Origin of the sequence: Litoreibacter halocynthiae (assembly GCF_004365635.1) — a bacterium.
Lineage (GTDB): Bacteria > Pseudomonadota > Alphaproteobacteria > Rhodobacterales > Rhodobacteraceae > Litoreibacter > Litoreibacter halocynthiae.
Genome location: NZ_SOBH01000002.1, coordinates 1 through 22,781, shown reverse-complemented (window position 1 = coordinate 22,781; position 22,781 = coordinate 1). Strand labels below are relative to the sequence as shown.

At 58.8% G+C, this 22,781-nt stretch carries 23 protein-coding genes, 1 tRNA gene and 1 pseudogene; 12 read left to right on the top strand and 13 right to left on the bottom strand.

Annotation, left to right across the window (positions count from 1 at the left end):
* The first annotated feature begins 31 nt into the window (after positions 1 to 31).
* Positions 32 to 1,375: a phosphoglucosamine mutase gene (gene glmM, locus BDE40_RS07305; RefSeq protein ID WP_134013820.1), complete on the top strand. Its 1,344-nt coding sequence runs from the start codon at positions 32 to 34 to the stop codon at positions 1,373 to 1,375.
* Here glmM and BDE40_RS07300 read toward each other — a convergent pair.
* Both BDE40_RS07300 and ilvC read right to left on the bottom strand, forming a co-directional pair.
* Complete coding sequence (locus BDE40_RS07300; RefSeq protein ID WP_134013819.1) at positions 1,365 to 2,285, bottom strand: DMT family transporter; 921 nt, start codon at positions 2,283 to 2,285, stop codon at positions 1,365 to 1,367. The two genes, glmM and BDE40_RS07300, sit on opposite strands and share 11 nt — an antisense overlap.
* 90 nt (positions 2,286 to 2,375) lie before the next feature.
* The gene (ilvC, locus tag BDE40_RS07295) at positions 2,376 to 3,398 is read right to left on the bottom strand and encodes a ketol-acid reductoisomerase (RefSeq protein WP_134013818.1); all 1,023 of its coding nucleotides are present in this window, start codon (positions 3,396 to 3,398) and stop codon (positions 2,376 to 2,378) included.
* 136 nt (positions 3,399 to 3,534) lie between these two features.
* On the opposite strand from ilvC, the gene BDE40_RS07290 reads away from it, so the two are divergent.
* The 3 genes from BDE40_RS07290 to BDE40_RS07280 all read left to right on the top strand — a co-directional run bounded on the left by BDE40_RS07290 (position 3,535) and on the right by BDE40_RS07280 (position 5,736).
* Positions 3,535 to 3,990 carry an Lrp/AsnC family transcriptional regulator gene (locus BDE40_RS07290; protein WP_134013817.1) on the top strand — a complete coding sequence of 152 codons (456 nt, stop codon included), beginning with the start codon at positions 3,535 to 3,537 and terminating at the stop codon, positions 3,988 to 3,990.
* Positions 3,987 to 4,439, top strand: a complete 453-nt coding sequence (locus BDE40_RS07285; RefSeq protein ID WP_134013816.1) for an Lrp/AsnC family transcriptional regulator — start codon at positions 3,987 to 3,989, stop codon at positions 4,437 to 4,439. Before BDE40_RS07290 ends, BDE40_RS07285 begins: the two co-directional genes overlap by 4 nt.
* 169 nt (positions 4,440 to 4,608) lie before the next feature.
* Positions 4,609 to 5,736 (top strand): aminotransferase class V-fold PLP-dependent enzyme, encoded by a 1,128-nt coding sequence (locus tag BDE40_RS07280; RefSeq protein WP_134013815.1) that lies wholly within the window; start codon positions 4,609 to 4,611, stop codon positions 5,734 to 5,736.
* On the opposite strand, the gene BDE40_RS07275 is transcribed toward BDE40_RS07280, so the two are convergent.
* A complete protein-coding gene (locus BDE40_RS07275) occupies positions 5,733 to 6,917 on the bottom strand; it encodes a UbiH/UbiF family hydroxylase (RefSeq protein ID WP_134013814.1) in 1,185 nt (394 codons plus the stop codon). The genes BDE40_RS07280 and BDE40_RS07275 overlap by 4 nt on opposite strands.
* A gap of 39 nt (positions 6,918 to 6,956) precedes the next feature.
* Positions 6,957 to 7,604 (bottom strand): pyrimidine 5'-nucleotidase, encoded by a 648-nt coding sequence (locus BDE40_RS07270; protein ID WP_134013813.1) that lies wholly within the window; start codon positions 7,602 to 7,604, stop codon positions 6,957 to 6,959.
* Between the two features lie 114 nt (positions 7,605 to 7,718).
* On the opposite strand from BDE40_RS07270, the gene BDE40_RS07265 reads away from it, so the two are divergent.
* Positions 7,719 to 8,357, top strand: coding sequence for a GntR family transcriptional regulator (locus BDE40_RS07265; protein WP_246030383.1), 639 nt, complete (start codon positions 7,719 to 7,721; stop codon positions 8,355 to 8,357).
* Here the strand turns inward: BDE40_RS07265 and BDE40_RS07260 are convergent.
* Positions 8,277 to 10,265, bottom strand: coding sequence for a glycosyltransferase family 2 protein (locus BDE40_RS07260; protein ID WP_134013811.1), 1,989 nt, complete (start codon positions 10,263 to 10,265; stop codon positions 8,277 to 8,279). The two genes, BDE40_RS07265 and BDE40_RS07260, sit on opposite strands and share 81 nt — an antisense overlap.
* A gap of 60 nt (positions 10,266 to 10,325) precedes the next feature.
* Positions 10,326 to 11,480: a glutamine-hydrolyzing carbamoyl-phosphate synthase small subunit gene (gene carA / locus BDE40_RS07255; RefSeq protein WP_134013810.1), complete on the bottom strand. Its 1,155-nt coding sequence runs from the start codon at positions 11,478 to 11,480 to the stop codon at positions 10,326 to 10,328.
* A 168-nt stretch (positions 11,481 to 11,648) separates the two neighbouring features.
* On the opposite strand from carA, the gene BDE40_RS07250 reads away from it, so the two are divergent.
* Both BDE40_RS07250 and BDE40_RS07245 read left to right on the top strand, forming a co-directional pair.
* The gene (locus BDE40_RS07250; RefSeq protein ID WP_134013809.1) at positions 11,649 to 12,107 is read left to right on the top strand and encodes a GatB/YqeY domain-containing protein; all 459 of its coding nucleotides are present in this window, start codon (positions 11,649 to 11,651) and stop codon (positions 12,105 to 12,107) included.
* Between the two features lie 402 nt (positions 12,108 to 12,509).
* Complete coding sequence (locus BDE40_RS07245) at positions 12,510 to 12,920, top strand: hypothetical protein (RefSeq protein ID WP_073139423.1); 411 nt, start codon at positions 12,510 to 12,512, stop codon at positions 12,918 to 12,920.
* A 7-nt stretch (positions 12,921 to 12,927) separates the two neighbouring features.
* Here BDE40_RS07245 and BDE40_RS07240 read toward each other — a convergent pair whose 3' ends face one another.
* The 4 genes from BDE40_RS07240 to BDE40_RS07225 form a co-directional block, all read right to left on the bottom strand.
* Positions 12,928 to 13,458, bottom strand: a complete 531-nt coding sequence (locus BDE40_RS07240) for a DUF2244 domain-containing protein (RefSeq protein WP_134013808.1) — start codon at positions 13,456 to 13,458, stop codon at positions 12,928 to 12,930.
* Between the two features lie 6 nt (positions 13,459 to 13,464).
* Positions 13,465 to 15,135 (bottom strand): cytochrome c oxidase subunit I, encoded by a 1,671-nt coding sequence (ctaD, locus tag BDE40_RS07235; protein WP_134013807.1) that lies wholly within the window; start codon positions 15,133 to 15,135, stop codon positions 13,465 to 13,467.
* Between the two features lie 197 nt (positions 15,136 to 15,332).
* Positions 15,333 to 16,052, bottom strand: coding sequence for an anti-sigma factor (locus BDE40_RS07230; protein ID WP_134013806.1), 720 nt, complete (start codon positions 16,050 to 16,052; stop codon positions 15,333 to 15,335).
* A complete protein-coding gene (locus BDE40_RS07225; RefSeq protein WP_134013805.1) occupies positions 16,049 to 16,591 on the bottom strand; it encodes a sigma-70 family RNA polymerase sigma factor in 543 nt (180 codons plus the stop codon). Before BDE40_RS07225 ends, BDE40_RS07230 begins: the two co-directional genes overlap by 4 nt.
* A gap of 303 nt (positions 16,592 to 16,894) precedes the next feature.
* On the opposite strand from BDE40_RS07225, the gene BDE40_RS18185 reads away from it, so the two are divergent.
* Positions 16,895 to 17,044: a hypothetical protein gene (locus tag BDE40_RS18185; protein ID WP_162848049.1), complete on the top strand. Its 150-nt coding sequence runs from the start codon at positions 16,895 to 16,897 to the stop codon at positions 17,042 to 17,044.
* 13 nt (positions 17,045 to 17,057) lie between these two features.
* Here the strand turns inward: BDE40_RS18185 and lipB are convergent.
* Positions 17,058 to 17,717, bottom strand: a pseudogene (gene lipB, locus BDE40_RS07220) (lipoyl(octanoyl) transferase LipB); the annotation flags it as partial.
* A gap of 107 nt (positions 17,718 to 17,824) precedes the next feature.
* Between lipB and BDE40_RS07215 the strand changes: the two are divergent.
* The 4 genes from BDE40_RS07215 (at position 17,825) to BDE40_RS07200 (ending at position 21,053) form a co-directional block, all read left to right on the top strand.
* Positions 17,825 to 19,183 (top strand): peptidoglycan-binding domain-containing protein, encoded by a 1,359-nt coding sequence (locus tag BDE40_RS07215; RefSeq protein ID WP_134013803.1) that lies wholly within the window; start codon positions 17,825 to 17,827, stop codon positions 19,181 to 19,183.
* 130 nt (positions 19,184 to 19,313) lie between these two features.
* Positions 19,314 to 19,400 (top strand) — tRNA-Leu (locus tag BDE40_RS07210).
* A 516-nt stretch (positions 19,401 to 19,916) separates the two neighbouring features.
* Positions 19,917 to 20,597, top strand: a complete 681-nt coding sequence (locus tag BDE40_RS07205; protein ID WP_134013802.1) for an SOS response-associated peptidase — start codon at positions 19,917 to 19,919, stop codon at positions 20,595 to 20,597.
* A gap of 60 nt (positions 20,598 to 20,657) precedes the next feature.
* The gene (locus BDE40_RS07200; RefSeq protein WP_134013801.1) at positions 20,658 to 21,053 is read left to right on the top strand and encodes a Rap1a/Tai family immunity protein; all 396 of its coding nucleotides are present in this window, start codon (positions 20,658 to 20,660) and stop codon (positions 21,051 to 21,053) included.
* A 35-nt stretch (positions 21,054 to 21,088) separates the two neighbouring features.
* Here BDE40_RS07200 and BDE40_RS07195 read toward each other — a convergent pair whose 3' ends face one another.
* Positions 21,089 to 21,367 carry a hypothetical protein gene (locus BDE40_RS07195; RefSeq protein ID WP_134013800.1) on the bottom strand — a complete coding sequence of 93 codons (279 nt, stop codon included), beginning with the start codon at positions 21,365 to 21,367 and terminating at the stop codon, positions 21,089 to 21,091.
* Between the two features lie 309 nt (positions 21,368 to 21,676).
* Entirely contained in the window at positions 21,677 to 22,204 is a 528-nt protein-coding gene (locus BDE40_RS07190; protein WP_134013799.1) for a hypothetical protein, read from the bottom strand.
* Between the last annotated feature and the right edge of the window lie 577 nt (positions 22,205 to 22,781).

Sequence of the window (22,781 nt, the reverse complement as noted above, 5' to 3'; positions counted from 1 at the left end):
AATCGCGGGACCAATGACAGGAACGCCCAATATGGCACGGAAATTCTTCGGCACCGACGGGGTGCGCGGCCGCGCAAACACCTATCCTATGACCGCCGAAATGGCGCTGAAGCTGGGCGCTGCTGCAGGGCGGTACTTTCGTAAGGATCAAGGCCGCCACCGCGTCGTGATCGGCAAGGATACGCGCCTGTCCGGCTATATGTTCGAAAACGCGCTGACGGCTGGCTTCACCTCAACCGGTATGGATGTGCTGCTGCTTTCGCCTGTGCCGACCCCTGCGGTGGGTATGCTGACAACTTCGATGCGCGCGGATGTGGGCGTGATGATTTCCGCTTCGCACAACCCGCATTACGACAACGGCATCAAGTTCTTCGGCCCCGACGGATTTAAGCTGTCCGACGAGGATGAAATGGCCATCGAGGCACTGTTGGAGCATGAAATCCAGCCTGCCCAGTCGCACAATATCGGCCGTGCCAAGCACATCTATGACGGGCGGTTCCGCTATAACGAGCGGGTCAAATCCACCTTGCCCAATGGCATGACCCTGAAAGGGTTAAAGGTCGTGATTGATTGCGCGAACGGGGCCGCCTACGCCACCGCGCCTGAAGTGCTTTGGGAGCTTGGAGCCGAGGTGATCCCTGTTGGCGTCTCGCCAAACGGGTTCAACATCAACGAAGGCTGCGGCTCGACCGACGTGCGCACCGCCGCCGAGGCCGTTGTGGCCCATGGCGCGGATGTGGGCATTTGCCTAGATGGCGACGCCGACCGCGTGATGATGCTGGACGAAACCGGCGCCGTCGCCGATGGCGACCAGCTGATGGCGCTGATGGCGACCCGTTGGGCGGAGGAGGGGCGCCTGAAAGGCGGTGCCTTGGTGGCCACTGTGATGAGCAATCTGGGGTTGGAGCGGCACTTGGACAGCCATGGTATCCGGCTGGAACGCACCAATGTCGGCGACCGCTACGTCGTCGAGCGTATGCGCGAAGGCGGCTACAATCTGGGGGGCGAGCAGTCGGGCCATATCGTGATGACCGACTATGCGACCACCGGTGACGGCTTGGTCGCGGGGCTGCAATTTCTGGCGGCGATGAAGCAGTTGGACAAGCCTGCGAGCGCGTTGGTCAAACAATTCGAGCGATGCCCGCAACTGCTGGAAAACGTGCGCTATGGCGAAGGGCAAACCCCGCTGGAAGATGCCGCCGTAAAGGCCGCGATTGCTGACGCCGAAGCCGCCTTGGTTGGCAATGGCCGCTTGCTCATCCGCAAGTCAGGTACCGAGCCGTTGATCCGCGTCATGGCCGAATGCGAGGACGAGGGCAAGCTGGCGCAGGTCGTGGGTGGCGTCGTGTCTGCGGTGCAATCCGCTACCGCCTAATCATCGCCATCAGTGCACGCGACTGGCTGAGGCCGATGCCCGCAAGAATGATCGCCAGCGCGAAAAACAGTTGTGGGGGAAGGGTTTCTCCCATGAAGCTCACCCCCAGAATGACGGACCAGACCGGCACTTGGTAGCTTGTCAGGCTCATGAACAGGGACCCCGCAGTGGTGATCACACGGACGCGGATGACGGCTGCCAAGGCTGTCGGGAACAGCGCGACATAGATCAGCGCTGCGGTCGGGGTTGCGGGGAAATCGTTTGGCCAGCCTTCTGTGAGGGCAGCGATCGGCACCAGAATGACGGCGGCCAACAATAGCGTTGCCGTCGCGAAGGCAATCGGTGGCATTTTGGGCGCGCGGCGGGTGACCACCGACCCCGCAGCATAGCATCCTGCGGCAGCAAGGCAGGCGATGCGGCCCAACCATTCGTTCTCGTGACCCGTGGATGCGGCCGCGCCGGGGCCGACCAGTATGAACAACCCGACGAAGCCCAGCAGCATCCCCAACACGCGGCGGGGGCCGATGCCTTCCTCTTTGGAAAACAGATAGACCAGCGGTAGCACCAGCAAAGGCACCGCGCCCATGGCGACGCCCGCAAAGGCCGAGGGGATGAATTGCTGTCCCCAGCTGAGCAGGGCAAAGGGCAGGGCGACCGCGCCTGCACCGATGATGCCAGCGAATATCCACGCCCGCACAGATGGGATTTTGTGCATGCCTTGGCCCAACATCGCGCCGATGATGGCGAGGGCTATACCACCCAGTCCGGTGCGCCATGCGGCGACGGTCCATGGCCCGAACCCGTCGAGCGAGAGGCGCACGGACATGAACGCACCACCCCAGATGACACCAAGGGTGATCACAAGAAGCCAGTTGAAAAGGCCGGGATTTTCGGGGGACGGTGTGCTCATGGCACCAGCGGTAAATGAAAAAGGCGCCTCTTGCGAGACGCCTTTTCCGATTGCAGCCCATAGTTCGACCAGAGCCGAACTGTGGGACGATTAGTTCTTCGCTTTGTCGACCATTTTGCCAGCGGAAATCCACGGCATCATGCCACGGAGTTTCTCACCCGTAGCTTCGATCTGGTGCTCGTCATTGATGCGACGGGTTGCCTTGAAGGACGGTTGGCCAACCGCGTTTTCCAGCATGAAGTCACGCACGAACTTGCCGTTCTGGATGTCTGTCAGAACCGCTTTCATCTTCGCCTTGGTCTCGTCGTAAGGCAGGATGCGCGGGCCGGAGACGTATTCGCCGTATTCCGCCGTGTTGGAGATCGAGTAGTTCATGTTGGCGATGCCGCCTTCGTAGATCAGGTCCACGATCAACTTCACTTCGTGCAGGCACTCGAAATAGGCCATCTCGGGCGCGTAGCCGGCTTCCACCAGTGTCTCGAAGCCCATGCGGATCAGCTCGACCAAGCCGCCACACAGAACGGCTTGCTCGCCGAACAGGTCGGTTTCGCATTCTTCGCGGAAGTTGGTCTCGATGATGCCGGAGCGGCCACCACCGATGGCGGAGCAATAGGACAGACCGATTTCCAGCGCTTTGCCGGACGCGTCTTTGTCGACAGCCACGAGGCAAGGCACGCCGCCGCCTTTGGTAAACTCGCCGCGCACGGTGTGGCCGGGGCCTTTGGGGGCCATCATGATGACGTCGACGCCTTCTTTCGGCTCGATCAGGCCGAAATGTACATTCAGGCCGTGGGCGAATGCGATAGCCGCGCCTTCGCGGATGTTGTCGTGGACGTATTTCTTGTAGGTCTCGGCCTGCAATTCGTCGGGCATGGTGAACATGATCACGTCGGCCCACGCAGCGGCTTCGGCGATCTCCATGACTTTCAGGCCTTCGCCTTCGGCTTTCGCTTTGGAGGCGGAGCCGTCGCGCAGCGCAACCACAAGGTTCTTCGCGCCGCTGTCGCGTAGGTTCAGCGCATGGGCGTGGCCTTGCGAGCCATAGCCAAGGATGGCAACTTTTTTGTCTTTTATCAGGTTAACATCGCAATCGCGATCGTAGTAAACGCGCATATCGGGCGTCCTTATGATTTGGTTTCGATTGCCGCCAACATACCGGTCTGGCGGGCAGGAGCCAGAGTTGAAGTGACGGTATTTTGCGGAAATATGTTAGCTGGCATTCGTCAAGATATTGATTTAGTAAAAATTCATGCTTGATGACGCTGACCGCCGCCTGTTGCGCTATTTGCAATCCGATCCGACCGCCCCGGTGTCGGAACTGGCGGAGCGCTGCGCCATGCAACCCGCCACCTCCGCGCGGCGGTTGGAAAAGCTCAGCGCCAAGGGGATACTCAAGGGGCAACATGCGGTGATCGACTGGACGAAGCTGGGCTTCGCGGTGGAGGTCTCGTTGCGCTTCACCTTGGACAAGACCGCCCCGCGCGCGTTCGACGAGTTCCAAGAGGCCGCGCGGAAAATCCCCGAAGTGATCGCCATCCAGACCTTTCTGGGCCGCGTCGACCTGCGCCTGTCGGTGATTGCCCGCGACATGACGCATTACCAAAGCCTCTACCGCAACCAGATCCTGACCCTGCCGCATATCGCGGAACTGGAGCCGCTGATGCATGTGGCCACCATCAAAACCACCGAGACCTTGCCAATATGACTTGGGATGCGACGGATTTCGCCATCCTGCGGGCGCTTGGGGCGGATGCCACACTCAGCGCGGGGGCGTTGGGGCGTGACCTTGGTCTGAGCCAGCCCGCCACATGGCGGCGCATCAAGCGGTTGCAGGACGAGGGCGTGCTGGCGGGCCGCCGCGTCGATCTGGACGCGGAGGCGTTGGGCTTTGGCGTCACCGTGTTCCTTGGCGTGAAGCTCGCCACCAAGGGGCGCGTCAGCCTGGAGGATTTCGAGAGGGCGGTGACGGCGATCCCCGAGGTGCAGACTGTGCAGCACGTCCTTGGCCTCTACGACTACCGCCTGCGCGTGGTCGCCCGCGACCTGTCCGACTTCGAGCGCGTGTTACGCCGCCGCATTATGACCTTGCCGGGGGTCGGAGATGTGGAGGCCAACGTGCTGCTGAGTGAGGAGCGGTTGTCGGGGCCGCTTTGAGGCGGAAAATCCTCTTTGAGGATTTGTGTGCAGACTTTCGATGAAAGTCTGGCTGGCGTGGTTTTCGGCTCCGGCGGGCGAGTAAGACCAGTCGTCGCATCTGAAAAATAGCTCGTGCATCCCCCCCCAATCCCCCCTAATTTCTTCCTGAAACTCAGGAGGTCTCCCTATGTCTGCATTGCTCGAAAACGTCGATCCCGAAGGTCTGCGCGAATTCTCGGTGGTGTTCACCGACCGCTCGCTCAACTCCATGTCCGAGAACTTCCAGAAGGTGATGACCGATATCTCGGAAATGCTGAAAGAGGTTTACAACGCCCATAGCGTGGCTCTTGTCCCCGGTGGCGGCACCTACGGGATGGAGGCCGTAGCCCGTCAATTCGCCCGCGACCAACGCGCCTTGGTCGTACGCAACGGCTGGTTCTCCTACCGCTGGAGCCAGATCATGGAGGCGGGTGGCCTGCCGTCCGAGGCGACCGTGATGAAGGCCCGCCAAACCGGCAACGACACCCGCGCACCTTTCGCTCCGTGCCCGATTGACGAAGTGGTGGCGCGCATCCTTGAGGAAAAACCTGCCGTGGTGTTTGCGCCGCATGTAGAAACCTCCGCCGGTGTGATCCTGCCGGATGACTACATCAAGGCCATGGCCGACGCCGCTCACGAGGTTGGCGCGTTGATGGTGCTGGACTGCATCGCGTCGGGCTGCGCTTGGGTGGATATGAAGGCGACGGGCGTGGATGTGCTGATCTCCGCGCCGCAAAAGGGCTGGTCGTCCACGCCCTGCGCCGGGATTGTGTGCATGTCTGAGGCGGCGCGCAAGAAAATCGACGAGACCACATCCGACAGCTTTTCCATCGACCTGAAAAAGTGGCTGACGATCATGGAAACCTACGAGGGCGGCGGCCATGCCTACCACGCGACCATGCCCACCGACGGGCTGCGGGCGTTCCGCGACACCATGCTGGAAACCCGCGAATACGGCTTCGAGGAGCTGCGCGAGGCGCAGTGGAAGCTGGGCAACGGCGTGCGTGATATGCTGAAGGCCAAGGGGATCGCTTCGGTCGCCGCCGATGGGTTCGGCGCGCCGGGGGTTGTGGTCAGCTACACCGATGATCCCGATATCCAGAACGGCTCCAAGTTTCTGGCCATCGGGGTGCAGATCGCCGCTGGCGTGCCGCTGCAATGCGATGAGCCGGACGATTTCCGCACCTTCCGCATCGGGCTGTTCGGCCTCGACAAGCTCTATGACGTCGATGGCACGCTGAAAGCGTTGCAGGAGATCATGGACACGGTGCTTTAACGGGCGCCAAGTCCCAGTTTCATAAGCGATTTGCGGATCGGGGCGGCGTCATGGATCGCCCCGATACCCGCCGAGCGCAGATCCCTGATCCATGTCGTTTGTGACATGGAGGTGCGGTTCAGCAGGTCTATCCCCATCACCCGTGCCTTCACAGCCAGACGCCGTTTTTTGTCATAGGCATCCAGCATCGTCTTACTGCCAAGCGGGTGAAGGCGAACAAGCTCCAGCAACTCGCTCAGGTCGGTCAGCGACATGTTCAGACCCTGCGCCCCGATGGGCGGGGCCACGTGGGCGGCTTCGGCGATCAAGGCCACGCGCTCGGCACTGAACCGCTCGGCGATTTGGCTGATAATAGGCCAGAGCGTGCGCTTCGAGGCCAAGGTGAGCGGCCCGAAAAGGTGGCAGGACCGCTCCGACATCTCTTGGTTGAAGGCGACCTCGGGCAACGCATCGAGACGGGCGGCTTCGGGGCCCTTTTCCATCCACACGATGGCGGAGCTTGGTTGGCCGTCATGATCTGGCAAGGGCACCAAGGTGAATGGCCCGCCGGTGCGGTGGATTTCCGTTGAAACATTGTTGTGGGGGATCGGATGCGTCACGGCGAAGGCCAGTGCCTTCTGTCCGTAGCGCGTTGTTTTGACATCGATTCCCATGCTCTCGCGAATGAGGGAATTGCGACCGTCGGCGGCGATCACCAATTGTGCATCGCGCGTCGTCCCATCGCTGAGCCACAGCTTGGCGGAGGCCGAGCGTGTGAAGATTTTGGTACAGGCGGTGCCGGGGAGGAACTCCACGTTGGGCAATTCCGCCAGCCGCGCGACAAGTTCGCGGCGGATCAGCCAGTTGGGCAGGTTCCATCCGAAGGGCAGTTCCGAGATGTCGGAGGCGTTGAAATCACGGGTGGCGCGGGGTTCGGCGTCCTCGCCGCCTGCATCCACGATCCGCATGGTTTGCAACGGCATCGCATGGGGGCTGAGCTGGTGCCAGACGCCTGCCATTTCCAGCACAGGAATGGCGGGCTGCAAGAACGCGGTGGAGCGCAGGTCTGCACCATCCGCATCGCGTTCAGTGATCGGTGGGGCAGGGTCGACGCAGGTGACGTTGAACCCTTGGCTGCCGAACAGGCAGGCCGCAGTCAGGCCGGCAACGCCGCCACCGGAGATGAAGATATCTGTGCTCATGGGGTGTAACCTATGCCTCGGGCGGGCACTCGCCAAGTGTCAGCGGGTCAGCTGGGTCAGAAAGCCGCGCAGGTCGTCGGTGTGGTGGTGAATGTGGTCATGCGCCAGAGGGTCGGGCGCCACATGCACCGTGCGCATCCCCAACGCATGCGGCACGGCGAGGTTGCGCGGGTCGTCCTCGAACATCGCGGATGTGCGCGGATCAAGCCCGTCTTGTGCAAAGACCTGTTGGAAGGCGGCATGGTCCGGCTTGGGATGGAAATCCGCATGCTCAACGCCATAGATTGCATCAAATATGCCTGATAAGCCGCGGGATTTTATGACATTTTCTGCATAAGGTGCCGTGCCGTTGGTGTAGATGATTTTACGACCTGGCAGGCTGGTGATGGCGTCCCGCAGATGCGGGTCGGGCGTCAGAACGGTGAAGTCGATGTCGTGCACATCAATTAGGTATCCTTCTGGAGCGACCCCGTGGATGCGCATGAGGCCCGCCAAGGTTGTCCCGTGCTCGCGCCAGTATTTGGCGCGCAGATGGTTGGCCTCATCACGGTCCACGCCGAGTTCTCGCATAACCCAGTCGATCATGCGAATCTCGATCTGGTCGAAAAGCTGCATATCGGGCGGGTATAGCGTGTGGTCGAGGTCAAAGACCCAAGTTTTGACATGTGTGAAGTGTTCAGCTGGCATGATTGGGAACCTAGCGCAGATGCGTCGCTGTGCAACCGTGAAAGGTTGAACCGTATGGGGGGGGCGGCTAGCTTGGCGCAACAAATGTGAGAGTTGCGAAAAATGTCCATTGAAATGCCCGCCCCAAACGACGCTTACGGGTTGATCCTGCACGCGATTGACACCGGGATATACAAACCGGGTAGCCGTTTGGTGGAAAGCGAATTGGCGGACAGGTTCGGGGTGTCGCGTACGCCGATCCGCGAGGCCTTGCAGCGGCTGGAGACGCAATCGATGCTGACACGCGACGGACGGTCATTGATCGTGGCGTCACTGGACCACAACCAGATGGCAGAGCTGTATACCGTGCGCACCGCACTGGAAGGGCTGGCGGCGGAACTGGCCGCGCAACATGCCGCCATGGAAGAAGTTAAGGTGCTGTATGCCATGGTCGAGGAGGACCACGCCTTTCTGTCGGACCCCTCAAAGCTGTCGCAAGCCAACCGGCGGTTTCACCGGCAAATCCATCTGGCGTCGCATAACCAGTTTCTGGTGCAGCAGCTGGACCTTGTTTACCGCTCGATGGCGCTGCTTGCCACGACGTCGCTGGCGGCCGAAGGGCGCGGCGAGGTGGCTTTGGCGGAACATCTGGCGATTGTGCAAGCCATCGAGGCGCGGGACGGGGCTGCGGCGTCAAAAGCGCTGCGGGACCATTTGTCCATCGCCTTCCAAACGCGGTTGCGAATCGACGCAGGGGCGATCATTGCCGAGTGAGCCGTCGCTGGCCCCACCGAACATGCCATGTTCTGTTTTGTCCCAGTAAAACGGATTGAACAAAAGCTCTGCCAGCCCTTTATAGGCGGCTACCGTGCCGAAGATGAAGTAGGCGGGCAGGGTGAGAATCCACCCGATATGAGGCCGTTTCCCGATATTTGCCGTGGCTGTGACAAAGACCGCCAAAGTCACGAGTTCTGCCAATAAAAAGAATCCTGACGCCCCGATGACCAAGGCTTTGGGCATCGGGTCGAATACGGGGTTCGGCCAGTCGAACAGGAAAGTCAGAAGACTCCACCATAAAACGGGGGCCAAGAAGAACGACATGAGCGTGCTTAGAAACAGGATTTGAAACCCGATGAACTTCCACGTCCCCAGCTCGCGCCACAACAAGACCGGCTTGCGCATGTGGACGCACCACGTCACCGCGTAGCCTTTGAGCCAGCGGGAGCGTTGTTTGACCCATGGCCAGACATGGCTGTTTGCCTCTTCCTGAGTGACCGACTGCATCATTTCACACCGGTATCCGCGCCGTGCGAGGCGCATGCCCAGATCGGCGTCCTCGGTCACGTTATGGGCGTCCCATGCGCCGAGTTTAACCAATACGTCGCGGCGGAAAAACAGCGTGGTGCCACCTAGCGGGATGGCGAAGCCCAGTTTTTGCAATCCTGGCAGCATGACCCGAAACCAGCCCGCATATTCGAAGAAAAAACAGCGCGATAGCCAATTTGTTTTGGCGTTGTAGAAGCTGAGGATTCCTTGAACGCAGGCCAAATCCGCGCCGCCTTCTGCAAATTTTCGGGCGACCTGATGAAGCTGGTCGGCATCCGGCGCATCTTCTGCGTCATAGACCCCAACAAGGGAGCCAGAGGTGAAATCCAGCGCATAGTTCAACGCGCGGGGCTTGGTTTGAACGCCGCCTTTTGGCACCCGCACGACCCGCATCCAGCGGGGTAATCCGCCTTTGGTGAGGGCGTTTTCGGTGACGGTGTCTGATGCCTCCACCACCAGACAGATTTCCAATAGTTCGTGCGGATATGACAGGCGGGCGAGGCGTTTGACCAAGGCACCGGCAATGTCGCGTTCGCGAAACAGCGGCACCAGAATCGATATTTTGGGAAGGCGGAGCGCGGGGCGCGGTCGCTCCGGCGGAGCAGGGAGCGGGCGCTTTTTCAGCGCGATAACGGTACAGGCAGCTTTCAGCGTGCTGTTGAGGGCCAGCGCCAGACTTGCGGCCCCGAAGACGGACCAGATGAGCCACACGGGCGCGAAGAGCGCGCCCGCAACCGAAAGCGCTGCCACCGTCAACAATACGAGCCGCATCGCACCTGTGGACCAGTTGCGGCAACTGTCTTGCGGCGCTGTGCGGTGCTCGGCCTGCGTGGCGAGGGTGTCGCCGTATTGGGTGTGGATAGCATTTTGAACGTCGCTATGGGCGGCCAGCACGAATTTTGCATCGCTCATCTCGAGCGGCAGCTTCACGCGAATGCTGCCGATCCGTTCGGGGTGGGCGGTGGCGATCACCACGCGGTCGCCGCGTCGTCGCCATGGCATGAAGCCCAGCCGCAAACAATCCTCTGCAACGAGGAGCGCCGCAAGCCTTGGATCAGGTGGGGAAGCTTCGAGATTTACCAGATGGGTGCCGTGCTGTTTGGCTAGAATGCGCAGGATGTCTTCTTCCGCGACATGGCCTTGCGCGATCAGGATTTCGCCTAAGGGCACGTTTTGACGCGCTTGCAGGGCAAGGGCGATGAGAAGCTGCGGAGGAGTAATAAGCCCTTGATCTACCAGCAACTTTCCCAGCAGGGGATGACTGCTATCACCCCCGTCAGGAAGGGGAGCGTCAAGAAAGACCCGCTGCTCGGGATGCGCGTCGATCCGAACAGGGGCTTTGAGTGGCGCATTCATCTCGCGGTCTCCGGCGCAGCATATACACCGGAACTCTGGATGATCTAGGTTAAGGGTCGGTTAAGCGGAGACGCTGGCTTTGTCCGCCATGGCCGCTGCGAACCGCTCGAACAGGTAGTAGCTGTCTTGCGGTCCGGGGGAGGCTTCGGGGTGGTATTGCACAGAGAACACCGGACGGTCGGCCATGCGGATGCCGCAGTTGGAGCCGTCGAATAGCGAGATATGCGTCTCCAGCACGCCGTCTGGCAGGGTCTGGCTGTCCACGGTAAAGCCGTGGTTCATCGAGGTGATTTCGACCTTGCCGGTATCCAAATCCTTCACTGGGTGGTTGGCGCCGTGGTGGCCGTGGTTCATTTTGATTGTTTTCGCGCCTAGGGCGAGCGCCAGCATCTGGTGACCAAGACAGATACCGAAAACGGGAATGTCCTTTTCCAGCACGCCTTTGATCATTGGCACGGCATATTCGCCCGTTGCGGCCGGATCGCCCGGTCCGTTGGACAGGAATACGCCGTCAGGGTTGTGGGCCAGCACCTCTTCCGCGGTGGCCGAAGCCGGCAGAACGGTGACGTTACAGCCGGCAGAGGCGAGGCAGCGCAGGATGTTGCGTTTCGCGCCATAGTCGATGGCCACGACCTTGTGACCCGGCCCCTCGCGCTTGGTGAAGCCGTCGGGCCATGCCCAGCGTTGCTCGTCCCATGTATAGGACTGCGCGCAGGTGACGTCCTTGGCGAGGTCCAGACCTTCCAACCCCGCGAAACCACGGGCGGCGGCGACCAGCGCCTCAAGGTCGAAATTGCCTTCGGGATCATGGGCCATCGCCACATGCGGAGCCCCTTGCGAGCGGATGGCGCGGGTCAGGCGGCGGGTGTCGATGCCGCCAAGGCCGATGCGGCCTGTCTTGGCCAGCCAATCGGTCAGCTCTCCGGTGGCGCGCCAGTTGGACGGCTGGGTCGGGTCCCATTTGACAACCATGCCTTCGGCAACGGGATCGGTGGTTTCGTCGTCTTCGGGTGTCACGCCGGTGTTGCCGATATGGGGGAAGGTGAAGGTCACGACCTGACCTGCATAGGACGGGTCGGTCATGATTTCCTGATAGCCGGTCATCGCGGTGTTGAAGCACAGCTCGGCGGTGGTCTGTCCTGTGGCCCCGAAGCCGTGGCCGTAAAACACGGTGCCATCGGCCAGAACAAGACAGGCTGTCGGTTTGGCGGTCATGGCGGCTTCTCCCACAAAGCTGGTGTAAAACTTGCCGATATCTACGGGCGGCGACGCGGGGCGTCAACCACGGCTGAGGGCCTTTTTGTACTACGCAAAGCCGCTGTTGTGATGTGCAGGCGTTTTGGGTAAAAGACCCGACTTACGAGGTTTCAGGGAAGGCACCTTATGACTCAGGATCTGCGCACACGCATCACTGACGCGCTAAAAGAGGCTATGAAGGCCAAGGACGCCGCGCGTCTTGGCACTTTGCGGCTGATCAACGCGGCGATCAAAGACCAGGATATCGCCCTGCGGGTGGATGGCAAAAGCGTCGGCGACCCTGAGATTTTGGCGATTCTCGGCAAGATGGTGAAGCAACGCCAAGAAAGCGCGCGGGCCTATGAAGAGGGCGGGCGGCTGGAACTGGCAGAGCGCGAATTGGCCGAGGTCAAGGTGATCGAGGACTTCCTGCCCGCGCAACTGTCCGACACCGAAGCAGAAGCGGCAGTTGATGCCGCGATCAAAGACGTGGGCGCCGAAAGTATCCGCGACATGGGCCGCGTTATGGGCGTGCTGAAGGGCAAATATACAGGCCAGATGGATTTCGGCGCCGTTGGCCCGATGGTGAAGACGCGGTTGGGGTAGGGACGTTTCAGGTTTGCCTGTTGGTATAAGTTTAGCCGGGATCGGCGCGCCAACTGACTGCCTTCGCCAAGCTGACTTCAACATAGCTGCTCCACAATGACGCTTATGGTCAAGGCACTCAATGCGCCCAGATTAGTTGTCCGTTGTGTTCGGGCTTAATTTCCAAGATGTGCGATGCTCGGATGGGCGCAGGTTTTTACTTGCGTCCTTTTACTCAGGGTAAAGGCAGTTCGAGCCAACCCAAACAGTCATCCGGCAGAAGTCTCTAACATCAACCGCTTAGGCGAAGGCTTGGGGCTGCGCTGATTGTTGCCAGCCAGCAGGTGCAGATAAGTTTTGAAATTGGTGCCGCTTGGGGCATACTCCCGATATTAAATCGTTAAATTTTATTGGAGTTTTATTATGATTGGACTTTCGATTGCGATCACCGGCGACGGGCAGCTATTTCAGATATGGCCCAGCCATGCAGGGAAAAAGTTCCCTGCGGCAACCATCTATGACCGCAGCGCCAAGGTAACTGCTTTCCGCCAAGCCGAAGTCAACCTTGGTAAGGAGGGTCATTTGAATGCCGCCGGACAAGCCTCTGCAAAGCGCACCGCGTGGAATCTTGCCAACCCACCAGCCGTAGATGTCACGCTTTCATTCAAAGGTCCGGTGCAAAACGGGACTGTGAAGGTAAAGTGCAAGAATGGTGTCGAAAAAGTATTCCAAGTCCGGCTTCAAGCGCTGGATGACAAGTCGATCCAGCAGGCCTTTGCTCAAGTTGATGCCGCCATTACGAGTTGTAAGATTCGTGGGGCCCGAGTCTGTTAATAGCGGTTTAAACCGCCAAGAACCGCAACTTCTCCTCCAGTTCTTCCTTCAGCTCGAGCCGCTCCTCGGGCGTCAGGAACGCGCCCAGCTCTACCTCACGCGGGCCACCGCGTAGGGTTAGGTAGGCGGCGACGGGTTTGTCATGGGATATCACCTCGACCCAATATGGGTTGGTTGACCAGTCCTGCCGCCTGCCATCCGGCTCGCGGCGCACAAGGGTGATGTGGTCGGGCCAGAGGCTCAACTCCTCTACCAGTTGGCCGGAGCGGTAACTGCGCATGATGAAGACCCAGAGCAGGGTGACCGTCAGGACCAGAAACGGCAGCAAGACCCAGATAGCGGCGGTGCCGATCAGGGGTAGCAGCGGGATCGACAGCATGAAGCAGGTGATCGCGATGAAGAATACGAAGCCGCCACGGGGCAGGGAGCGGTGGGGCCAGAGGACAACGCGGTAGACAGGCGCGCTGCCGTCGTAAGTAGAAAGGGCCTCGGGATAATCCGAGGCCCCTTTTGTCAGGTTTATACGTTGGATTGGCATGGCCGGTTAATGGCTATGGCCTTTGTCCCAGTCCGACTGTTTCGGCAGGATCTCGAACGTGTGCTCTGGTGGTGGGCAGGGCAGGGTCCATTCCAGCGTGTCTGCGTACTCGTTCCACGGGTTGTTCTCGGTAACCTTGCGGCCCCATTTCAGGGTGTAGAACAGAACGCCGATGAAGAAGATGAACGACGCGAAGGACAGGAACGCGCCCCAGCTCGACACATAGTTCCAGTAGGCGAAGGCGTCCGGGTAGTCGATGTAGCGACGTGGCATGCCTTGGCGGCCCAGGAAGTGCTGCGGGAAGAACGTCAGGTTAGCCCCGATGAACATTGCCCAGAAGTGCAGCTTGCCAGCCCATTCAGGATACATGCGGCCCGAAAACTTCGGCAGATAGAAGTAGATGCCTGCGAAGATACAGAACACGGCACCAAGGCTCATCACGTAGTGGAAGTGTGCCACAACATAGTAGGTGTCGTGATAGGCACGGTCGATGCCAGCCTGCGACAGTACGATGCCCGTCACGCCACCTACGGTGAACAGGAACAGGAAGCCGAAGGCCCACAGCATTGGCGTTTTCAGCTCGATCGAGCCGCCCCACATAGTGGCGATCCACGAGAAGATCTTGATGCCGGTTGGCACCGCGATCACCATAGTGGCCATCATGAAGTAAGACTGCTGCGACAGGCTCATGCCGACTGTATACATGTGGTGTGCCCACACGACGAAGCCAAGCGCGCCGATTGCCACCATCGCATAGACCATCGGCAAGTAACCGAAGACCGGCTTCTTGGAGAAGGTCGCGATGATGTGGCTGATGATGCCGAAGCCCGGAACGATGATGATATACACTTCGGGGTGGCCAAAGAACCACAGCAGGTGCTGATACAGGATCGGGTCGCCGCCGCCTTCAGGTTGGAAGAAGGTGGTGCCGAAGTTCCGGTCTGTCAGCAGCATGGTGATGGCACCGGCCAGAACGGGCAGGGACAGAAGGATCAGCCATGCGGTCACGAAGATGGCCCAAGAGAATAGCGGCACTTTGTGCAGCGTCATGCCGGGGGTGCGCATGTTCAGGAAGGTGGTGATCATGTTGATCGCACCAAGGATCGAGGAGGCACCGGAGAGGTGAACCGCGAAAATGGCGAAGTCCATGGACATGCCGGCCTCGGAGGTGGAGAGCGGCGCATAAAGCACCCAGCCCACACCAGAGCCCAACTGGTCGTTGCCGCCGGGCGTTAGCAGGGATGCCACGGCCAGCGAACAGCCAGCCACATACATCCAGTAGGACAGGTTGTTCATGCGCGGAAACGCCATGTCAGGCGCGCCAATTTGCAATGGCATCAGGTAGTTACCAAAGCCGCCGAAAAGGGCAGGGATCACGACGAAGAACATCATCAAGATGCCGTGGCCGGTGATCAACACGTTCCAGAGGTGGCCGTTCGGGGTACAGTCAGCAACAGCGGCAGCTGTCAGACGTGCGCCTTCGAGACACATGTATTGAACGCCGGGCTCCATCAGCTCCATCCGCATGTAGACGGTGAAGAGGACAGACACCAAGCCCATCAGGCCGGCGGTGAAGAGATACAAGATCCCGATATCTTTATGGTTTGTGGACATGAACCAGCGGGTGAAGAATCCCCGCTCGTCGTGGTCATGTTCCTGGATGGCGGCGTCGGCCATGCGATTCTCCCGTTTCCACTCGTTTGCGCAGGGCTGTTGGTCCCCGCAAGAAGATCGGGGCAGACTCGCCCCTTATGTTTATCCTGCTGTTTTAGAGACGATAGGCGGGAGGGGCAATGTTTCAACCACCTGAAACTCGCGCAAAATGTCGCATTTTATGCGAATGGCCGGATGCAAACCCGACCATTTGCGCAGGTCTAGATGTCTGTGACCTGACCAACCGCCAGCACTGCACCAGTCGGCGCACCCGTCGGGGAGCCGCCCAGCGGTTCGTCCGAGATGGCAAGCACAAGGCTGGAAACGTCGCCGCGCAGGTTTTCAGGCAAGACCAGCTGGCCTTTCTGGCCCACTGGCAGAACACCCAAAGACACAGGTGGATTGTCGCCCGCAATGGCCCAAAGCTCCAGCGCCCGATCCGGTGCCGCAGAGCCTGCGGTGCGATTGACCTGCACACTGCCGGTGTCCGCGTCATAGACCGCCAGAACCCGTAGGCTGTCATCGCCCGCCGCAATTTCCGACACAAAGAGCGCGCCGCGCTCGGCCGCGGGGAGTTGTGGGGCAGGGCCGGGGGCCGATTGTGTGATCAACATGACCGCCATCACAGCCGCCGCAGCCGTTGCGGCAAAGCTTGCAGCGCGCCACAACCCGACCCGTTCCCAAAGGGAGGTCGCAGCAGGGGCCTCGCCGAACAGGTCGGCAAGCAAAGCGGCTTTGACCGCACGCGATGGCGTTTCTTCGGCGATTTCATCCGCGAGCGGGGCGAACTGGTTCACAGTTTCGGCGACCAATTCTTCAAGGTGTCGGTCGTCGAGCATTCGCGCCTCGAACGCGGCTTCTTCGTCCTTGGAAAGCAGACGCAAAGCGTATTCTGCGGCAAGGGCGCGATCTTCTTCCGGGGTTTCGGGATCGGAGGTCATTGGGCCATGCACTCCCGAAGACTGATTAAACTGCGGCGCAACCAAGTGCGCATGGTGTTCAGTGGCACATCAAATCGCGCGGCAAGGTCGGCATAGCTTAGCCCGTCTAGATAGGCCCCGCGCACGGCGTCGCGCTTGTCGGCCTCTAACTGCTCCATGCAACCCATAATCTGGCGCGCGTCGCTGGAGGCCACGGCGGATTGCTCCGGCGTCGGGCCGGACGCAGGCATCGTGTCCATCACATCAGCGACGTCACTATCGTTCTTTGTGGCCCTCAGCCGGTCGATGGCTGTGTTGCGGGCGATGGTGATTAGCCAAGTCATTGGGCTCATTCCGTTTGATGAATATCTATCTGCGTATCGCCAGACCTTCATGAATGTCTCTTGCAAGACGTCCTCGGCGCTGGCCCTGTTCTTCAACACACGCAACGCGACGCCTAAAAGTTTCGCGCTGGTTGCATCATACAGGTCGGAGAACGCCGAACGGTCGCCCAAAGCGACACGGGAGATCATGTGTTCGATGTCAGAGTTTGAAGTCATATCAAAGGGTTCCATCGTCTACGTGTGTCTGACGATTGCATAAAGAAAATTCTAAGGCCAGTGATTGTATGGGCCGTGGGGAATGCGAGGTTTCAATGTCACGCCTTCAAAGTAGGACGATCGAAGCGGTAGCAAACCCAAAAGCGAAGTGAACCTACAGAGACACCGTGTGCCTTACTGATTTAATCATTTTACAACAATGACTTAATGGAAGTTTCGTAGAAATGCGCATTCTTATGAAACTCTCGGCGCGTTTCTTCCGTGTGTTTAGTCAGGGGCTGAAAAGCAAAACGGAGAGATAGCATGACGAAATTGCTTGAACAGATGGCAAACCTGCTGCCGGCCCCGCATATGGCGCTGCCCGAAGACACGAGCGCCGCGCGACCAACCCTGACGCGCGACGAGGTGGAAGCCTTGTTTTCCCGCGAGCTTGGTCGCCAGCGCCTTCACTGAAGCTGTCGACTGATTAATGGTTGAATACCGTGTCGAACTGCTGTCGCAACGCGACATCCAGATCGCCCATTGTAACGGGTAGGCCCAAATCAACCAGCGACGTCACCCCGTGCTGGCTGATCCCGCAAGGGACGATGCCGCTGAAATGCTCAAGGTCCGGCTCGACATTGATCGACAGTCCGTGAAATGTGACCCACTTGCGCAGACGCACGCCGATGGCGGCCACTTTGTCCTCGGCCAAGGTGCCGTCCGGTTGAAGCGGTTTGTCCGGACGCTCGACCCAGACACCGACGCGGCCATCGCGGATATGGCCTGTCACGTTGAACTCCGCCAGTGTCGCGATGACCCATGCTTCCAGATTCTGCACGTATTTCCGCACATCACGGCCCCGCTTGTTCAGGTCCAGCATGGCGTAAGCCACGCGCTGGCCGGGCCCGTGATAGGTGTACTGGCCGCCGCGCCGCGTTTGGTGCACGGGAAAGCGGTCGGGCGACACGAGATCGGCCACATCTGCAGAGGTGCCCGCAGTGTAGAGTGGCGGGTGTTCCACCAGCCAGATGCATTCAGACGCTGTACCCAGATGGATCGCATTGGCACGGTTTTCCATGAAGGCAACCGCCTCTGCATAGTCCGTTAACCCGTCACTTGTGATCCATTCCACCATGGTATTGGCTTTTCTCCTGAGGCTTTCGCCTGATTTAACGCGTTTTTTCTAGGTCAAACTTTGGTCAGCATGTTACGCTAAGGAAAGTGTTTTAGTTGCGTATTAGGAGGAAATGCATGTTTATCAAAAATATTACAATGGCTTGTGCTGCCGCGGCGTTGATCACGGTGCCTGCGACTCGCGTCTCTGCGGATGGTGGTGACTTCGCTGCCGGGATCGTTGCAGGGGTTGTCGGCTCGGCGATCGTGCGCAACGCAGGCAAGCAAAAGCGGGTTGTCCGCAGAAAAACCTACACCAAAAAGAGAACCGCGACGGTTCCGTCCTACGTGCGTCAGGAACGCCGCGAAATCCAGACATCGCTAAACTATTTCGGCTTCCCTGCAGGGACGCCGGACGGTGTGCTCGGCCGGAACTCCCGCGCAGCCATCGCCAACTATCAGGCGCATATGGGCTACCCCGCGACGGGACAGTTGACCGATTACGAAAAGAACTTCCTGCTGCAAAGCTACAACCGTGCGCTTGCGGGCGGTGTCGCAACAACGCAGCTGATCGCAGCAAGCCCGACTGGCCCGCGCGGTCTTTTGACCCGTTACCGCAACGAGGCGGCTGGCGTTGCAACCGCCGGTGCCGCCTTGGCCGCGCCAGCTACGACGGTTGTCGTGGCCCCGCAGCCGCAAGTCCTGCAACCGCAGGTCTTGGGTGGAACAACCACGACGACAACCACGGTCACAGCCGTTGCCGGCGCCGAGGGAACCCCGCAGACGGGATCACTGCCTAGCTTTATGGGGACAACCACCGCAGTGTCGCTGGCGTCGCATTGCAATCAGGTGTCGCTTTTGACCTCGACCAATGGCGGCTTCTTGACCACCGCGACAATGGTGGACGCCAATCTGGCCTTGAACGAGCAGTTCTGCCTTGCACGGACCTATGCCATCGCCGATGGCGAGCAACTGTCGGCCAAAATCCAAGGCTTCACCCCAGACCAGATCGCGCAGCAATGCGAAGGGTTTGGGCCCGCGTTGAAAGAGCACGTAGCAGCCCTGTCGTTGAAGCCACATACGGCTGTCTTGCAAGACGTGTCGGGATTTGTGCTTGGTTCCGGAATGTCGCCGGTTCAGCTGTCCGGCACCGCCAAAATCTGTTTGTCGGTCGGATACCGTACGGACAACATGGATGTGGCTTTGGGATCGGCACTGCTGCTGTCGGTATTGGGCGAGCAAGCCTATAGCGAGCTGATGGGCCACCATCTGGCACAAGGATTTGGCGTATCCAAACGCGCCGATCTGGCGCTGCCATGGTATGACATGGGGCTGACCGCAATCGAGAACGGGGCGACCCCCGTCTTCGCGCCGGGCCAGCCGGAGCGCAACGCGCTGCTGCGCAAAGCGTCCTTCACGTTGGGTGGCAACAACGCGCAGGCCCTACCCCAGGTGCAGCCCGCGTCGGCCTTGCCGATCTTCAAAGTCGAGCCATAAGCGACGCTTACCAGTGTAAATTTGAGGCCGGAGATGTGATGCATCTCCGGCCTTTTTCAATGGATGCGTTTTTGCGCTTCACAAGGGCGGGGGGGCAGGCTAGAACGCCGCCCACATCCCCTGTGATTTTGCGGTCGTGGCGGAATTGGTAGACGCGCAGCGTTGAGGTCGCTGTTCTGTAACAAGAGTGAGGGTTCGAGTCCCTCCGACCGCACCACATAAAATAAAAAAAGTTATTATTTGCATAGTGTTAGGTAGATGTCCCCTATCTCAGACCACCCTTTAGTCCACCCTTATCTTTCTGTCTGGTGATATATTATAGAGGCGATTAATAAAACGGTTTGTGTACTTGGACGTACCTCGGTGTACGAGGAACTTCCTTGATGAGTGTTCACTTCATGTTCTAAATTGCAATCTATGCCCGCAAGCCGCCCATCGTCTAACCCATTCCGAAACCGTAGGATGCGCGATGCCGCTAATCTGAATCAGTTGCTTACTGTGCGATGCAACCTTTGCCGACGCTCAGTAAACTATTGGGCGCATGACTTGTTGAAGGTGGTAGGGCCTGACCATCAATTACATGTTCCACCTTTCCCTTGCTCGAAATGTAGAACGAGCGAATATCTCAACGTTACCTACGTCATCCCATTAGTCTCAGAGTTAGAAAACTTGACCGTTCGTCGTCCTGTGAAGAGAATTGCCAAGTGGATTTGGCGAAACGAGAAGGCATAGAATGTGCAATCTGTATTCCTCGACGACTGCGACAGAGGCGATGCGTCAGTTGTTCGATGTGAAGCCAGAGAACGATAGGCTGGGGAACGCGCGACCACTCACGGCGATTTGGCCTAAGTATGACGCCCCCGTTGTCCGCTTAAGTGGCGACGGCCAGCGTGAATTGTTAAACATGAGTTGGGGCTTCCTGACGCCGAAGATGTCCAAGAAAACGGGTAAGCCGATTTCGCCCGACGCTTGGAACAACGCCCGCGCCGATAAAGTAGCGAGCAGCGGGTTCTGGAAGGGGAGCTTTCAGGAGCGCCGTTGCTTGGTCCCTGCGACCAGTTTTCGAGAAGCCAAGGGGCGGAATCCAGCTACCAACTATTGGTTTGCATTGAAGGGCGATGAAGCGCGGCCACCATTCGCATTTGCTGGAATGTGGCGCGGAGTGCAGCCGGGCCTTCCCGAAGACAAACTAAACTTGCTAACCCATACAATTATCACGACCACTGCAAACGAGATTGTCCGACCTGTTCACCCTAATAGGATGCCCGTTATCCTAGCGCCGGAAGATTACGAGACTTGGATGACTGGCTCCTCTGATGAAGCCTTGGCGCTCCTTCGTCCGTTTCCTGCTGAGAAAATGCAGGTGGTTCGGGAAGGCGGTGGGGTTCTCAAAGATGCATTAGACAGTGACTGAATGACTGTGTCAGCGTAGGTTAGCAGGCTCTAGCTTCGAAATTCAGGAAAGGGGGGTGTATTGAGAATTATTCTCTCAGTGGCATTTTTGGGAGGCCTTGCCTTAGGTTCTCCCGTTGTCGCAGCACCGTTCACAGGTAACGATATTTACTCAGCTTGCACCAACCAGACCGGACAGGTGCAGCAAGGGTTTTGCTATGGCTTCATTTTCGGCTCGGTCGAAGCTATGAAGTGGGGAGCATTGGTTGGGGTGGTCGCTACTTCACCTGACAAAATCCCGCAATCAGAGTTTGATCTAAAGTCCAGCGTTGCATTAGGGTTTTGCATCCCTCCGAACGCGGAAAACGGGCAAATTCTCGACGTAGTTGTTAACTACCTAGACGAGAACCCAGCAACACGACATGAAACTGCAAGAACACTCATTCAGTACGCATTAGCGGCTTCATTCCCGTGTTAGAGTCGGTATAGAGGGCGGCTAAAGTTACGAAGTGTTCAATCTTCGGGTTTGTCATCCATAGTAGACAAGAACTCCTCCCAGCGCGCCTTGTTTCGCTTGGCTTTGTTTTCTTTGGATGCGTCGGTTTCTAATGCCCGCCTCATTCCTGCGGAATCTCGCGGCACCTCCACAAGCTCACCGCTCGTACAGATGTCTTCGACCCGTTTGTACTCGTTACCATCGTAGATCAGCTTTGTCTTCAGGCAGACAGTTTCTGCACATGCAGAGGTGACATAGATCGAGACGATGGCTGCCAAGATTAGCATACGTTTCATTGGCTCTCTCTCACAATCCCAGCCTTTTACTAGGATATTGTCGACGATTTCACGCCATCTACCATGTCCCGCGCACACTTGCCAAGAATTGCGGTTAAGCTTCGTACAGTATCCATCTCTTTCGTGCGCATCCCGTGCCGATAGTTTGGATGCTTTGAACCCGAAGGCGCACCACCGCCAGCGCCATGCAGGCGGCAGACGTTCCACCCTCGCTTAGAAGGACACTTGCAGCGTTGGCGGGTACTCTTGGCCATGGCGCGGCATCTGGGCGCTTCTCTGAGCCTCTGAGTGGGGTCTGTGGGGTTACCGTCACTTTTCATGTTCAGCCCTCCCCCCGTGGCTCACGTCGCCCACAATGGCCTGTCCGCCGCTTTCGACGTTCACACGCTCGACACGCACAACTTGCTTCCCGGTACTGCGATATCGCTTCAAAGTCTCGACCTGTGTTGAGAAGGTCCGTGCCAGCTTGTTCAAGGCGCGCTCTGCTGCATCCTGTTGGGGTATATTCTCGACGTGGTTCAATCGTCGCGCCATCATCATTGTTGCTTGGTGGGCTGCACCCATCTGTGCCAGCAATAACGCCTCGGTCGCGTCCCTTGGCTTCATCGCTTCGACATAGCCAAGAACAAAGTTGGTCGCGTCTTCGTCCACGGCTTTGCCATATGAGCCAAGGGTGGCGAGCTGTTTGATTAGACCAGCCACCGTTTGAGTGTGGCCGACGGCTTTTGATATGACCCTTGAGCCTTCGACCTCTTCAATTGAGAGGCTGCGTTGGTCTTCATTCCAAACAAGGGAGACACTTGCCTCTCTGTTTGACTTCGTTGGTTCTTTGCTCATTCGGTCCTGCCTATGGCTAGATGTATATATGTCCTGTTTTTTGGGACGCGCTGAAACGAGATTTCGCCTAACGCGTCACAATTTTTAGGACGGTTACTCCTGCTTGCCCCTGTTTGGACTGCCCACTGTCATAGTCACTAGGACGGGGTGTCCTGTTTTTTGTGCGGGGGTTTTGTTTTTGCCTCCACGCCATGAACGCCTTTCGAGCTGGCTTCATGCTATCCGTTGGCAATTCATCGAGCGCCCAAACGGACGCCTTGCCGATACCGGACGGGCCAAGGTGCGGCGCTCGCGTCATGTGAATTAGGCCACGCTGCTCTAATTCCTGAAACCAAGGTCCGACGGTGTTGCGGTTCACATTGAGAGCGTTTGCGCCATCCCTGTGACTCAGAACGATGCGCCCGTTGTTCGATCCGTTGAAGCGGCGCTTTAGCTCAATGTAGAGCGCCCTAGGCCCGGGCCTAAGCGTTGCCCACGCCTCAGACGCCTGAAGCCACTCAGGAAGCTGGACATGACGCCCAGCCCCCTTCTTGTGGCCCTTGTAGGGTTTCCCTGCCATTAGCGGCCTCCACGTCCT